The 11,986-nt window shown below is 67.8% G+C and carries 13 protein-coding genes and 1 tRNA gene; 9 read left to right on the forward strand and 5 right to left on the reverse strand.

Annotated elements, in window-relative coordinates; all coding sequences use genetic code 11:
* Positions 1-48 precede the first annotated feature (48 nt).
* Both FFS56_RS10960 and FFS56_RS10965 read left to right on the forward strand, forming a co-directional pair.
* Positions 49-585: a gamma carbonic anhydrase family protein gene (locus FFS56_RS10960; RefSeq protein WP_046747025.1), complete on the forward strand. Its 537-nt coding sequence runs from the start codon at positions 49-51 to the stop codon at positions 583-585.
* Between the two features lie 30 nt (positions 586-615).
* Positions 616-689 (forward strand) — tRNA-Ile (locus tag FFS56_RS10965).
* Here the strand turns inward: FFS56_RS10965 and FFS56_RS10970 are convergent.
* Positions 687-1,316 carry a helix-turn-helix domain-containing protein gene (locus tag FFS56_RS10970; RefSeq protein WP_164734095.1) on the reverse strand — a complete coding sequence of 210 codons (630 nt, stop codon included), beginning with the start codon at positions 1,314-1,316 and terminating at the stop codon, positions 687-689. The two genes, FFS56_RS10965 and FFS56_RS10970, sit on opposite strands and share 3 nt — an antisense overlap.
* Positions 1,317-1,422: 106 nt before the next feature.
* Here FFS56_RS10970 and FFS56_RS10975 point away from each other — a divergent pair, with 106 nt between their 5' ends.
* Together FFS56_RS10975 and FFS56_RS10980 are read left to right on the forward strand one after the other, a co-directional pair.
* On the forward strand, positions 1,423-2,667 hold the full coding sequence (locus FFS56_RS10975; RefSeq protein WP_267901488.1) for a globin domain-containing protein: 1,245 nt from the start codon (positions 1,423-1,425) through the stop codon (positions 2,665-2,667).
* Between the two features lie 116 nt (positions 2,668-2,783).
* A complete protein-coding gene (locus FFS56_RS10980; protein ID WP_046747022.1) occupies positions 2,784-3,044 on the forward strand; it encodes a DUF6458 family protein in 261 nt (86 codons plus the stop codon).
* A gap of 94 nt (positions 3,045-3,138) precedes the next feature.
* Here the strand turns inward: FFS56_RS10980 and FFS56_RS10985 are convergent, their stop codons facing one another.
* Positions 3,139-3,456: a hypothetical protein gene (locus tag FFS56_RS10985; protein ID WP_046747021.1), complete on the reverse strand. Its 318-nt coding sequence runs from the start codon at positions 3,454-3,456 to the stop codon at positions 3,139-3,141.
* Between the two features lie 197 nt (positions 3,457-3,653).
* The gene (locus tag FFS56_RS10990) at positions 3,654-4,565 is read right to left on the reverse strand and encodes a helix-turn-helix transcriptional regulator (protein ID WP_046747020.1); all 912 of its coding nucleotides are present in this window, start codon (positions 4,563-4,565) and stop codon (positions 3,654-3,656) included.
* 138 nt (positions 4,566-4,703) lie between these two features.
* On the opposite strand from FFS56_RS10990, the gene FFS56_RS10995 reads away from it, so the two are divergent.
* Positions 4,704-5,603, forward strand: a complete 900-nt coding sequence (locus tag FFS56_RS10995) for an alpha/beta hydrolase (RefSeq protein WP_046747019.1) — start codon at positions 4,704-4,706, stop codon at positions 5,601-5,603.
* On the opposite strand, the gene FFS56_RS11000 is transcribed toward FFS56_RS10995, so the two are convergent.
* Entirely contained in the window at positions 5,575-6,048 is a 474-nt protein-coding gene (locus tag FFS56_RS11000) for an Lrp/AsnC family transcriptional regulator (protein WP_045265266.1), read from the reverse strand. The genes FFS56_RS10995 and FFS56_RS11000 overlap by 29 nt on opposite strands.
* A gap of 171 nt (positions 6,049-6,219) precedes the next feature.
* Between FFS56_RS11000 and pdhA the strand changes: the two genes are divergently transcribed.
* From pdhA to FFS56_RS11015, 3 genes are read left to right on the forward strand one after another with little or no spacing between them, the layout of a single operon-like run.
* Positions 6,220-7,335, forward strand: a complete 1,116-nt coding sequence (gene pdhA / locus FFS56_RS11005; RefSeq protein ID WP_127012198.1) for a pyruvate dehydrogenase (acetyl-transferring) E1 component subunit alpha — start codon at positions 6,220-6,222, stop codon at positions 7,333-7,335.
* Positions 7,336-7,337: 2 nt separating this feature from the next.
* A complete protein-coding gene (locus tag FFS56_RS11010; protein WP_046747090.1) occupies positions 7,338-8,348 on the forward strand; it encodes an alpha-ketoacid dehydrogenase subunit beta in 1,011 nt (336 codons plus the stop codon).
* Positions 8,345-9,709 carry a dihydrolipoamide acetyltransferase family protein gene (locus FFS56_RS11015; RefSeq protein ID WP_058631158.1) on the forward strand — a complete coding sequence of 455 codons (1,365 nt, stop codon included), beginning with the start codon at positions 8,345-8,347 and terminating at the stop codon, positions 9,707-9,709. Before FFS56_RS11010 ends, FFS56_RS11015 begins: the two co-directional genes overlap by 4 nt.
* Here the strand turns inward: FFS56_RS11015 and FFS56_RS11020 are convergent.
* Positions 9,702-10,310 (reverse strand): TetR/AcrR family transcriptional regulator, encoded by a 609-nt coding sequence (locus FFS56_RS11020; RefSeq protein ID WP_127012197.1) that lies wholly within the window; start codon positions 10,308-10,310, stop codon positions 9,702-9,704. The two genes, FFS56_RS11015 and FFS56_RS11020, sit on opposite strands and share 8 nt — an antisense overlap.
* 112 nt (positions 10,311-10,422) lie before the next feature.
* Between FFS56_RS11020 and FFS56_RS11025 the strand changes: the two genes are divergently transcribed.
* Positions 10,423-11,976, forward strand: a complete 1,554-nt coding sequence (locus FFS56_RS11025) for a carboxyl transferase domain-containing protein (protein WP_127012196.1) — start codon at positions 10,423-10,425, stop codon at positions 11,974-11,976.
* Positions 11,977-11,986: the final 10 nt, after the last annotated feature.

Here is an 11,986-nt window from a genome sequence, read left to right on the forward strand (position 1 = left end):
TCGGCTCACTTCCGCGTGATTCCGCGGAAGTGAGGGTAGTCTCGCCTCATGAGCATCGCGTCCGGAGCCTCCATCCTCGCCCTGCCGAACAGTACGCCGTCGGTCGACGCGACCGCATTCGTCGCCGACGGCGCTCGCATCGTCGGCGACGTCAGCCTCGCGGCGGGCTCCAGCGTCTGGTACAACGCCGTCCTTCGCGGGGATTCGGCGCAGATCGTCATCGGCCCCGGCTCCAATCTCCAGGACAACGTCTCCGTCCACGTCGATGCAGCGCATCCTGTGGTGATCGGCTCCAAGGTCTCGGTCGGACACAACGCGGTCGTGCACGGCTGCACGATCGGCGACGGAAGCCTGGTGGGGATGGGGGCGGTGATCCTCAGCGGTGCCGTCATCGGCGAAGGATGTCTCATCGCCGGAGGAGCGGTCGTCCTCGGGGGGGCAGAGATCCCCGCAGGCTCTCTCGTCGCCGGCGTGCCGGCGAAGGTGCGTCGAGCGCTCAGCGAAGAGGAGCGAGCGGATCTCCTGGCCAACGCCGACATCTATCTCGGACACTCGCAGACGCACTCGGCGGCGACGCGGGTGTGAGCGCCCTGGCCGCTAGGCTGGGACCCGTACGGGGCGGTGGCCAAGCTGGTTAAGGCAGTGGGCTCATAACCCAACGATCGTCGGTTCAAGTCCGACCCGCCCTACTCACGATCCTCAGCGGATCCCTGCTCGCTCGATGACAGCAGCAGCGTGCAGCGATGCGGCGTCACGAACGGATCGAGTCGCCGCATCTCCAGAGGACCATCGCCCAGTCGGAGCACATCGCGCACGAGTTGCGCATGCACGGCGCATACGAGCGCCTGATCTTCGGCGAGCAGGCCGCGGTAGCGGCAGGGAGCAAGATCGAATCGGAGCGTTTCCTCGTCGACGACGGGGTTCAGACCGGCATCGTCGAGGTGCTCGTACAGGACGTCAACCTGCCGGAGGGCCTGCTCGCCGAGGCGCGGACTCTCCGACGTCACTGCGCGGAGCATGCGGCCCCTCACATCGGCGCCTTCGACCCGTGACCGTGCTCTCTGGCTCGACGATGTCTCACGCACAGGGTGGAAGACGAGGGGTGGACGACCGCGATGGCCGGTGTTGACGGGCTCACTGCGAATCAGGCCTTCGTCTTCGAGCACCCGCAGGTGGTCACGTGCGGTGTTCAACGGGATCCCGCTCTCCTCGGCGAGCGCGCCGGCGTCTCGGCCGGGCGTCTCCTGGATGGCGCGGAGCAGGCGCAGGCGCCGCGGTTGGGTCAGACCTCGGAAGTCATGGGCTCGACGGGGCATGGGGCGAGGATAAGCACGCCGGCAGAGAGGAGGGCGCGTTTCGGCCGGAAATAACCCGGTGAAAGGGCGCGCGCACTCGGTCTGGTCCGGCGATGGTGGAACGACCATGACGCTGAAGAGAAGGGAAGTCATGAAGCTCTCAACGGAGTCCGAGGCGGTCGTACGTGCGACCGCAGGAGTCGTAGCCGCGCACGCGGATGAGATCACCACGCTGTTCTACCGGGAGATGTTCACCGCGCACCCCGAACTGCTGCGGGTGTTCAACCGTGCGAACCAGGCTATCGGCGAGCAGCCGCGAGCTCTGGCCGCGTCGGTCGTCGCCTTCGCCGTGCACCTCATCGACCCGGACGCCCCCGACTTCACGCCGATCATGAGTCGGATCGCCCACAAACACGTCTCGCTGGGTGTCCAGGCACGCCAGTACACGATCGTCGGCCACTACCTCCTCGATGCGGTGCAGACGGTGCTCGGCGATGCGGTGACCACAGAGGTCAGAGCCGCCTGGGACGAGGTCTACTGGCTCTTCGGGTGCTCCCTCATCGCCGAAGAGGCGAAGCTGTACGCGCAGGGCGGCACCGATCCCGCCCATCCGTGGCGCAAGCATCGGGTGGTGGAGCGCGTCGTCGAGTCGGACGACGTTGTCTCGCTCCTCCTCGCGCCTGTCGACGGCGTCGTCGCGTCACATCGGACGGGGCAGTACGTCGCCATCGCGGTGGACCTGCCGGACGGGTCCAGACAGCCCCGCCAGTACACGATCTCCTCCGGTCCGCGAGGCGATGCGCTGCGCGTGACCGTCAAGCGCGTCCGCGGCAGTGCAGGCGTCCCCGACGGTCAGGTCTCGACCTGGCTCCACGAGCACGCCCACCCCGGCACCGTGCTCGATGTGTCCCAACCAGCAGGTGACGTCGTGCTCGATGACACCGGGCATCCCCTCGTCCTCGTCTCCGCAGGCATCGGCATCACACCGATCACCGCAATCGTCGAGGATCTGTCCCGTCGCGCCCCGGAACGCACCATCCGACTCTTCCATGCCGACCGGAACCACGACGCCCATGTGCTGTATCCCTCCTTGCGGCGACAGGTGCTCGCGATGAAGGATGCCAAGGCGCAGAACTGGTACGCGGACGGGGCGGACGCGGCCCCGACCCTCCACCCCGCGCTCCCCGGGCGGATGGACCTCTCGAATGTCGAGCTCCCGGACGACGCGGTCGTCTTCATGTGCGGCCCTCTCGAGTTCATGCGCTCTGTCAGGGCGACGCTGATCGGCCGGGGGATACCTGCGGAGCGGATCGCCTACGAGGTCTTCGGCCCCGACCTCTGGCTGCAGCAGCCGACCGTCGACGCCGCCTGACGCGCGGAGCGCCGCGGAGGAGAAGGGTTCGCGCCGATGTCAAGCCCCTCCTCGGCGCCGCGACCCCACGCCATGCTTCCGGAGTGCGGCACCGCGCCGCAGAGACAGGAGGAACAATGAGCATCGGCAGCGGAATCGCGCTCTTCGTGATCGGGGCGATCCTCGTCTTCGCGATCAACGTCGACGTTCCCTGGGTCGACCTCGACATGGTCGGCTACATCCTGATGGGAGCGGGAGTCATCATCTTCCTCATCGGCATCGTGCTGCTCGCGCGTCGCCGGCGAACGGAGACGGTCTCACGCACATACGTCGACCCCGCCACGGGGGAGCCGACCACTCGTCGCTCCGTGAGCTCCAGCGGCGACGAGGCCCTGTGAGTTGCGCCGCCCTGTGAGCGACACCGGCTTTTGAATACACGCAGTGACGGCGTCGGTCACCAGAGTGTCCGACGCCGTCAGTGCGAAGCGGTGATCAGTCCGGCGCGATGGTCTCGAGGTGCTCCTCGACCAGGACGATGCCGCCGCTCGAACTCGCCGAGTGCGCGAGCTCCTCGATCCACCTCCGGCTCAGATCGGGAGACTCCGGTTCCTGGAAGACGAACCTCAGAGGAATCGACGGGTGGAGCCAGAGGGTCGATCGCCCAGGGGCCTCACCCTCGGGGTGACGCCAGGAGAGGGTGAAGCTCTCGTTCCGGCGGAGCTTGGTGGCGATGACCACCTTGAGGTGCGCCAAGGCGCGATCCTCGATGTAGATCGGCGTCGATGTGTCGCCGTAGTACAGGCTGCCCATCAGCAGTGGCGGCGGGACACGACGGTCAGGGGGCGGGCCATGGTTCTCCTCGATGGCGTGCTCGACGGACCGGGAAGTGGTCCGGGAATTCGAACTCTAGCCAACAAATCGACGCGCACCCTGCGCCTGACGCACCACATTGCACTGAGCGAACAATCTGTTCGCTCAGTGTCACGTTCACAAGGCGAGCGTCACGATCACGAGGCGAGGACGGGCGCTGCGCCGTAGGCGTCACGATACGCCGCAGTGAAGCGAGACGAGTTGCTGAAGCCCCAGCGGCGCGCGATTTCGGCGACCGATCGGCCCTCGCCGTTGCGGAGATCCCGGTGCGCCCCGTCGAGGCGCGCCCGCCGCAGAGCGTCGGCGGGCGTCATGTCCAACGCTCGTCGAAAGGCGTACTGCAGTCCTCGTGTGGAGATGTAAGACGCGGCGGCGACGTCATCGATGGTGATCGCCAGGTGCGCATTCGCGTCGATGTAGGCGAGCGCACGACGGACCGAGGCCGGCGCTCCGGCTCGCTGTGCCGGCCGCCTGAGGGAGTCGGTGAATGTGGTCGGGAACGCCGAAAGCGTCATCGCCAGGGCGTGCCGTTCGAGTTCGGCGAGGAGCAGATGATCGGTCGGCCCCGCGTTCACGGACTGATCCACGTACTCGAACATCCGCTCCCAGCGCCGAGCGTCGGCAGGGGAGTGCGGCACGAACCCCGTCGTGCGCAACTCCCGTCGGTCATCACCCGTGATCTGCCTCGCGCGCGCCTGGGCGGCGCGATGATCGAACACGAACGCCCGTACGCGCGCTGTCCGGTCCCATCGGGCTTCGACCTCGGTGCCGTCGGACATCCAGGCCGAGCCTGCATCCAGGGACTCGCGTCCCGACCAGACACGCGCATCGGGAGCGTCGACCCGACACACCAGCAGCTGCTCCTGAGGTTCTGCCCGAGAGTGCACCTTGGCGGTGAGTCGGTAGTCGATCAGGGACGCGGTGCCGAGTTCCTCGGATCGCCAGTCGAAGCGGAAGCTGCGCGGATCCGCATCCTGCAGCGACGACGACGGAACGTACTGCTGCCATGTGGACTCCACCTGGGCCAGATCGGTGGACGTGAACTGCATGGGCTACTCCTCGTGCTACGCGCGTCGATCCCACTCGAAAGCGCACGATCAGGAGCGTATCCCACGATGCCTGAGCCTCCGCCGTGCAGGTATCCGGGATGCACCAGAACCCGCGAGGCCGCTCGTAGACTCGGGAGTATGAGCGTGCCTTCCCCGTATGCGGACCGTCTTCGTCGCCTTCCCGTGCAGCGTCGCGAGGTCGAGGTGCATGGGGGGACCACGGCCTACTGGGCGTACGGCCCCGACGACGCAGACACCACCGTCGTCGCGGTGCACGGTTTCCGAGGGGAGCACCACGGCCTCGAACCGGTGCTCGCGTTCCTGCCCGAGGTGCGGGTGATCGCGCCGGATCTTCCCGGTTTCGGCGAGTCTGCCCCTGTGCCACGACGCACGCATGATCTCGACGAGTATGCGGAGTGGCTCACCGACTTCGTCGCCGAAGTCGCCCCAGGTGCCGTGATCCTCGGCCATTCCTTCGGTTCGATCGTGGCCTCAGCCGCCGTGGCACGCGGACTGCAGACCCCGCGCCTGATCCTGCTGAACCCCATCGGTGCGCCGGCGCTCGAGGGGCCGAAGGGACTGATGACACGACTTGCGGTCCTCTACTACGCTCTCGGCGCCAGGCTCCCCGAGAAGGTCGGGACGGCCCTGCTGCGCAACCGGATCATCGTCCGTGTGATGAGCATCACGATGGCCAAGACGAGGGATCCGGAACTCCGCCGGTTCATCCACGACCAGCACGACACCTATTTCTCCCGATTCTCGGATCGGGATGTGCTCCGCGACGCCTTCGTCACGAGCGTTTCGCACGACGTACGCGAGTTCGCCCCCGAGATCGACGTTCCGACACTGCTCGTCGCAGCCGAGCGGGACGACATCACACCCATCGAAGCGGAGCGGAAGCTGGCGACGATGTTCCCGGACGCCCGCCTCGTCGAGATCGCGCACGTCGGACACCTGATCCACTACGAGACCCCGGCCGAAGCTGCGGGAGCCGTTCGCCGATTCCTCAGGATTCCCGTCGCGCGAGGCCGATGAGGCCGGCCACACGGAACGGGATGACCTCACCCATCGCCAACGACGTCTCCGTGCGTTCGACGCCCTCGATGGACAGGATGCGCGCGTCCGTGTCGAAGAGGTGCCGCGCATCGCGGCAGGCCACCCGCGCGAGCAGATCGATCGATCCGCTGAGGCCGTGCGCCTGCACGACCTCGGGGATCCGGGAAAGCTCGTTGATGATGCGGGGCAGTTCCGTCTGACGGACCCCGATGCTCACGAAGGCCTGCAGGGGGAAACCGAGCACGTCGGGCGAGAAGGACCGTTCGTAGGACAGGAAGATCCCGCTCTGCTCCAACCGCGCCATCCGCGCCTGGATCGTGTTGCGCGAGAGCCCCAGGTTCTCCGCGAGCGCGACGATCGTCGTGCGCGGGTCGTCGGCGAGTGCGGCGAGAAGCTCGAGATCTATGCGGTCCAGTCCTGGCATAGTGCCAAACCTTAGCAGCACTCTCTCGAGCGAAATTGAGCAACATGCTCAAGCACTCTTGGAATGCTTGAGCGAGGTGTTGAGCGGACGTACTCTCAGACCATGCCGGTGATGACGCTGGCATCAGTGCGCGGAGCCTCACGAGGGCCGCCGAGGACGAGGAGGACGACGATGTCACCGCAGGCCACGCCCATCGCAGACACGGCACAGGATCTGGAGCTCTCGGAGCGCCTCCTGAACCCCGACGGAAGTCGCATCCCGAACCCCCGGTTGGACCCGTTCGTCGCCGACGTCGATGCCGAGCAGCTGCGTTCTCTGCTCCGGGACATGGTCATCCTCCGCCGCATCGATGCCGAGGGTGTCGCGCTTCAGCGCCAGGGACAGCTCGGACTCTGGGCGCCCTGCCAGGGACAGGAAGCGACGCAGATCGGCACGGCCCGTGCCCTCGCTCCCGAGGACTTCGTGTTCCCCAGCTACCGGGAGACCGGAGTCATCTACGCGCGGGGCGCGGAGCCCGGAGACTACGTGCGCATGTGGCGCGGTGAGGAAGGTGCGGCTCACGATCCCGCCGACCTCGGTGTCGCTCCCTTGCAGATCATCATCGGAGCGCAGACACTGCATGCGGTCGGCTACGCGCTCGGCATCCAGCACGACGGCGCTGACGAGGTGGCGGTGACCTACTTCGGTGACGGAGCCACCAGCCAGGGTGACGTGAACGAGGCGATGATCTTCGCCGCGTCGTACCAGGCGCCGGTCGTCTTCGTATGCCAGAACAACCACTGGGCGATCTCCGAGCCGGTGGCCGTGCAGTCGCAGTATCCGATCGCGGGAAGGGCACCAGGATTCGGCATCCCCAGCCTGCGGGTGGACGGCAACGACGTGCTCGCCTGCATGGCGGCCATGCGCTGGGCTCTCGATCACGCACGGTCCGGCAAGGGCCCCGCCTACATCGAAGCCGTCACTTATCGCATGGGTCCGCACACCACGGCCGACGATCCGACCCGGTACCGCGACCAGGAGGAACTGGATTCCTGGCGCCGCCGCGATCCGATCGCGCGATTGGAGGCACACCTGCGCGCCGGCGGGGAGCTCACCGAAGAGCACGTCGCCGAGACCCAGTCCGCAGCCGATCTCGTCGCCAAGGAGATGCGTGCCGCGTGCCTCGGAATGGTCACACGGCCGGCACTCGCCGTGTTCGACGGCGTCTACGCGGAGCCGCACACCGGACTCGAGCGGCAGCGCGATGAGTACGCCTCGTACCTCGCCACCTTCGAGAGCGAGGTGTGACCATGACCGAGCTGACTCTCGGGAAGGCCCTCGGAGCCGGTCTCCGCCAGGCGATGCGCGATGACGACAAGGTCGTGCTGCTCGGGGAGGACATCGGCAAGCTGGGAGGCGTCTTCCGCATCACCGACGGACTGCTCGACGAGTTCGGCGCAGCGCGCGTGATCGACACGCCGCTCGCCGAGTCCGGAATCGTCGGCACGGCGGTGGGCCTCGCATTCCGCGGCTACCGACCCGTCGTCGAGATCCAGTTCGACGGCTTCGTGTATCCCGCCTTCGATCAGATCGTCGCTCAGGTCGCGAAGCTGCACTACCGCACTCAGGGCAGGGTGAAGATGCCCATCACCATCCGGATCCCGTGGGCGGGCGGCATCGGCGCTGCCGAGCATCACTCGGAGTCTCCGGAGGCCTACTTCGTGCACACGGCAGGACTGCGCGTGATCACGGTCTCGAACCCGGAGGACGCGTATCGAAGCCTGCGACAGGCCATCGCCTCCGACGACCCCGTGATCTTCTTCGAGCCGAAGCGGCTGTACCACCACAAGGGCGAGGTCGACCTCGAAGCCCCGCTGGCCGACGCGCCGCCGATGGGTCTCGCGCGCGTGGTGCGGACCGGGACGGATGCGACCCTCATCACGTACGGCGCCATGGTGTCCACCGCACTGCAGGCAGCGGACGCCGCGGCGGATGAGGGAACGTCGCTCGAGGTCATCGATCTCCGTTCCCTCTCGCCCGTCGACTATGACTCCGTCGCGGCTTCGGTGCGGAAGACGGGCCGCGTCGTGGTCGCTCACGAGGCGTCGCGGGAAGCGGGAGTGGCCGCGGAAGTGATCGCGAGCATCACGGAGCGCTGTTTCGAGTACCTCGAGTCGGCTCCACTGCGGGTCACCGGCCACGACATCCCCTACCCGCCCGCGAAGCTCGAGAAGTACCACCTCCCGGACCTGGATCGACTGCTCGACGCCGTCGACCGGGTATTGGACCGGCCGAACAGCCTGACGGGAGCAGAGGCATGATCGCGGAGTTCCGCCTTCCCGACCTCGGGGAAGGACTGACAGAAGCCGAGGTCGTGACCTGGCTCGTCGCTCCCGGCGACAGCGTCACTCTCAACCAGACGCTCGCAGAAGTCGAGACCGCGAAAGCGGTCGTCGAGCTGCCCTCGCCCTACGAGGGCATCGTCTCGACGTTGCACGCGGAAGCAGGACAGACCATCGCCGTCGGTGCTCCTCTGATCGCCTTCGATGTCGTGGGGGAGGAGCCGGCGGCCCCGTCGCCCTCCTCGGAGCCTGGGGAGAAGGCCGAGCCGAACCTGGTGGGGTACGGCGCCGCGCCCACGAGCTCAGGGCGACCAGCGCGGCGGGCACGGAGGATCGGCGCGTCCGCTCCGGCCACCATCGACACGGCCGTTCTCGAGGCGGCACCGCACGACGCTGCTCCGTCAGCCGTCGACGCCGTGATCGAGCGCCCACGCTCGACGCCCCCGGTGCGCGCCCACGCGAAGAGGCTCGGCATCGATCTCGTGCTGGTTGCGGCAGAAGTGGGCGACCGCCTCATCACCCGCAACGATGTCGACGCCTATGCGGAACGCGTCGGCGCGCACGATCGCGCCGGCGGCGGCGTGCATTCCACGTCGTCCGCTGCACTTCCGGCCAGCCCCGCCGCACTCGCCGGCGAGGAGCGCGAGACCCGGATCCCCATCCGCGGAGTGCGCAAGCACACGGCGGCGGCGATGGTCCAGAGCGCCTTCACGGCCCCGCACGTCACCGTCTTCCATACCGTCGACGTGACCGCGACCATGGACCTGCTGTCGAGTCTCCGCGAAGATCGATCGCTGAGCGCACATCGGATCGGGCCGCTCGCCGTGGTGGCGAAGGCGGTCTGCCTCGCTCTCGGGCGGACTCCTGGCCTCAACTCGCGCTGGGATGAGGCCGCCGGCGAGATCGTCCAGCACAACTACGTCGATCTCGGGATCGCGGCGGCGACGGAGCGTGGACTGATCGTCCCCATGATCAGAGATGCCGAGCGGCTGACACTCACCGAACTCGCGGACGCCGTGAAATCCCTCGCCGAGGTCGCGCGTTCGGGGAAGACCTCGCCGGCGGAGCTCGCGGGCGGCACCTTCTCGATCTCCAACATCGGCGTGTTCGGTGTCGATGCCGGTACGCCGATCCTTCCCCCCGGTCAGTCCGGGATCCTGGCCGTGGGCGCGGTACGTCGTCAGCCCTGGGAACACCGGGGCGAGATCGCGCTGCGGCAGCTGATGACCCTCAGTCTCTCTTTCGACCACCGGATGGTCGACGGCGCGGAGGGCGCCCGGTTCCTGAAGGATGTGGCCGACCTCCTCGAGGAGCCAGGGCGGGCGATGCTCCTCAGCTAGTCGCGCGCACGGCAGCATCCGCCATCGCGATCAACACGGTCGCGGTGGCGGAGTGCCGTCTGGCCGCCGCACGCGTGCTGTGCGGCGTGGAGTTGATGAGTCCGAAGCAGGACTGCACGCGCAGACGCAGCTCGTCCGGATCGGCGCCGCCCGTGCCGCCTCGATGCAACGGAGCCAGGGCCGCCATCCACAATTCGATGTAGGCGCGTTGCAGGCGGCGTACCTCGGCGCGGTCGGCATCGGACAGGAACGCGACATCGCGGTCCTGCACCTGGATCACCTCGGCGTTACCCAGGGCGAAGTCCACGTGGAACTCGATCAGGGCATGCATCCGCGCGTCGGGCGTCGGGGCCTCGTCAGCGACGCGGCGTCCGCCGTGGATGAGGTCCTGACTGACTTTGACGAGGACCGCTCCCAGCAGAGCCTGCTTACCGGCGAAATGACGATAGACGGCCGGGCCGGACACACCGACGGCAGCGCCGATGTCCTCCAGGCTCACGCCGCTGTACCCGCGCGCGGCGAACAGTCGTGCTGCGGCGTGCAGGATCGCATCGGACCGTTCGGCCTTGGCGCGGTCTCGGGCGGTGACCGGGCTTGTCATCTCAGTTAATCCTCGCTAACCTGAATCAACGGGTTAGTGAACACTAACCGAAAGTGCATGCACCGCGCCAGGGCTCGGCCCAGGGCGGACGTGGGTCGAGGAGGACATCACGATGCCGACATCCCAGGAGTCGCTCGCGCACGAACTGCGAGACCGCCTCGCCGCCGCCGCGCGCGGAGGACCGGACGCTTCTCGCGAGCGTCACCTGGCGCGAGGGAAGCTGCTCCCTCGCGATCGCGTCACCCGTGTGCTCGATGAGGGCAGCCCTTTCCTCGAGGTCGCGCCCCTCGCGGCTGACGGCCTGTACGGGGGAGAGGCGCCGGGCGCGGGCGTGATCGCCGGTATCGGTCTCGTGCACGGGCGGCACGTCATGGTGGTCTGCAACGACGCGACGGTCAAGGGCGGCACGTACTTCCCCCTCACCGTCAAGAAGCATCTTCGCGCGCAGGAGATCGCGCTGGAGAATCGCCTTCCCTGTCTCTACCTCGTCGATTCGGGGGGCGCGTTCCTCCCCAAGCAGGACGAGGTCTTCCCGGACCGCGAGCACTTCGGGCGGATCTTCTTCAATCAGGCGCGTATGTCCGCGGAGGGCATCCCTCAACTCGCCGCCGTTCTCGGCTCGTGCACCGCCGGCGGCGCCTACGTACCGGCGATGAGCGACGAGACCGTCATCGTGCGCGGCCAGGGGACCATCTTCCTCGGTGGCCCCCCGCTCGTGAAGGCCGCCATCGGGGAGATCGTCACGGCGGAGGAACTCGGCGGCGGCGAGCTGCACGCACGACGCAGCGGTGTGGTCGACCATCTCGCCGAAGACGACGAGCACGCCCTCGAGATCCTGCGCGACATCGTGGCGACGCTCCCTCCTCCCGCCTCCCCGGCCTGGGAGGTGCTCGGCAGCCGCGCTCCCTCCGAGCTTTCCAGCCTCTACGACGCCGTCCCTGTCGACGTCAATGCCTCGTACGACGTGCACGAGGTCATCTCGCGGTTGGTCGACGGCGACTCGTTCCTCGAGTTCAAGCCCGAGTACGGCACGACCCTGGTCACCGGCTTCGCCCGTCTCCACGGTCACCCCGTCGGCATCGTCGCGAACAACGGCGTGCTCTTCAGCGAGTCGGCGCTCAAGGGCGCCCACTTCATCGAGCTCTGCGACCAGCGGGGGATCCCTCTGCTCTTCCTGCAGAACATCACCGGTTTCATGGTCGGCTCCGACGCGGAGGCCGGCGGCATCGCCAAGGACGGCGCCAAGATGGTCACGGCCGTCGCCAGCACCCGTGTACCGAAGCTCACCGTCATCATCGGGGGATCCTTCGGAGCCGGGAACTATTCGATGTGCGGGCGCGCGTACTCGCCGCGGTTCCTGTGGACCTGGCCCGCCAGCCGCATCTCCGTGATGGGGGGCGCGCAGGCCGCGTCGGTGCTCGCCACTGTCAAGGAGGACCAGCTCTCCGCACGCGGCGGCTCCTGGACGGCGGAGGAACGAGCAGCCTTCGAGGCCCCGGTCCGGGAACAGTACGAGCACCAGGGCGAGCCGTACTACGCGACCGCGCGGCTCTGGGACGACGGCATCGTCGACCCCGCCCAGACCCGCGACCTTCTCGGCCTCGCCCTCGACGTCGTCTCCCGCAGCCCGCTGCCCGAACCGCGCTTCGGCGTCTTCCGGATGTGAGTGCCTTGTC

The sequence above is a fragment of the Microbacterium sp. Beta genome, from assembly GCF_005502545.1.
GTDB classification, from domain to species: Bacteria; Actinomycetota; Actinomycetes; order Actinomycetales; family Microbacteriaceae; genus Microbacterium; species Microbacterium oxydans.

Coding starts and splice junctions, on each gene's coding strand:
- FFS56_RS10995 (WP_046747019.1), top strand. CDS start 4,704: ATGAGCGTGCCTTCCCCGTATGCGGACCGTCTTCGTCGCCTTCCCGTG.
- FFS56_RS10990 (WP_046747020.1), bottom strand. CDS start 4,565: ATGCAGTTCACGTCCACCGATCTGGCCCAGGTGGAGTCCACATGGCAG.
- FFS56_RS11000 (WP_045265266.1), bottom strand. CDS start 6,048: ATGCCAGGACTGGACCGCATAGATCTCGAGCTTCTCGCCGCACTCGCC.
- FFS56_RS10975 (WP_267901488.1), top strand. CDS start 1,423: ATGACGCTGAAGAGAAGGGAAGTCATGAAGCTCTCAACGGAGTCCGAG.
- FFS56_RS10985 (WP_046747021.1), bottom strand. CDS start 3,456: ATGGGCAGCCTGTACTACGGCGACACATCGACGCCGATCTACATCGAG.
- FFS56_RS11025 (WP_127012196.1), top strand. CDS start 10,423: ATGCCGACATCCCAGGAGTCGCTCGCGCACGAACTGCGAGACCGCCTC.
- FFS56_RS10980 (WP_046747022.1), top strand. CDS start 2,784: ATGAGCATCGGCAGCGGAATCGCGCTCTTCGTGATCGGGGCGATCCTC.
- FFS56_RS11020 (WP_127012197.1), bottom strand. CDS start 10,310: ATGACAAGCCCGGTCACCGCCCGAGACCGCGCCAAGGCCGAACGGTCC.
- FFS56_RS10970 (WP_164734095.1), bottom strand. CDS start 1,316: ATGCCCCGTCGAGCCCATGACTTCCGAGGTCTGACCCAACCGCGGCGC.
- FFS56_RS10960 (WP_046747025.1), top strand. CDS start 49: ATGAGCATCGCGTCCGGAGCCTCCATCCTCGCCCTGCCGAACAGTACG.
- FFS56_RS11015 (WP_058631158.1), top strand. CDS start 8,345: ATGATCGCGGAGTTCCGCCTTCCCGACCTCGGGGAAGGACTGACAGAA.
- pdhA (WP_127012198.1), top strand. CDS start 6,220: ATGTCACCGCAGGCCACGCCCATCGCAGACACGGCACAGGATCTGGAG.
- FFS56_RS11010 (WP_046747090.1), top strand. CDS start 7,338: ATGACCGAGCTGACTCTCGGGAAGGCCCTCGGAGCCGGTCTCCGCCAG.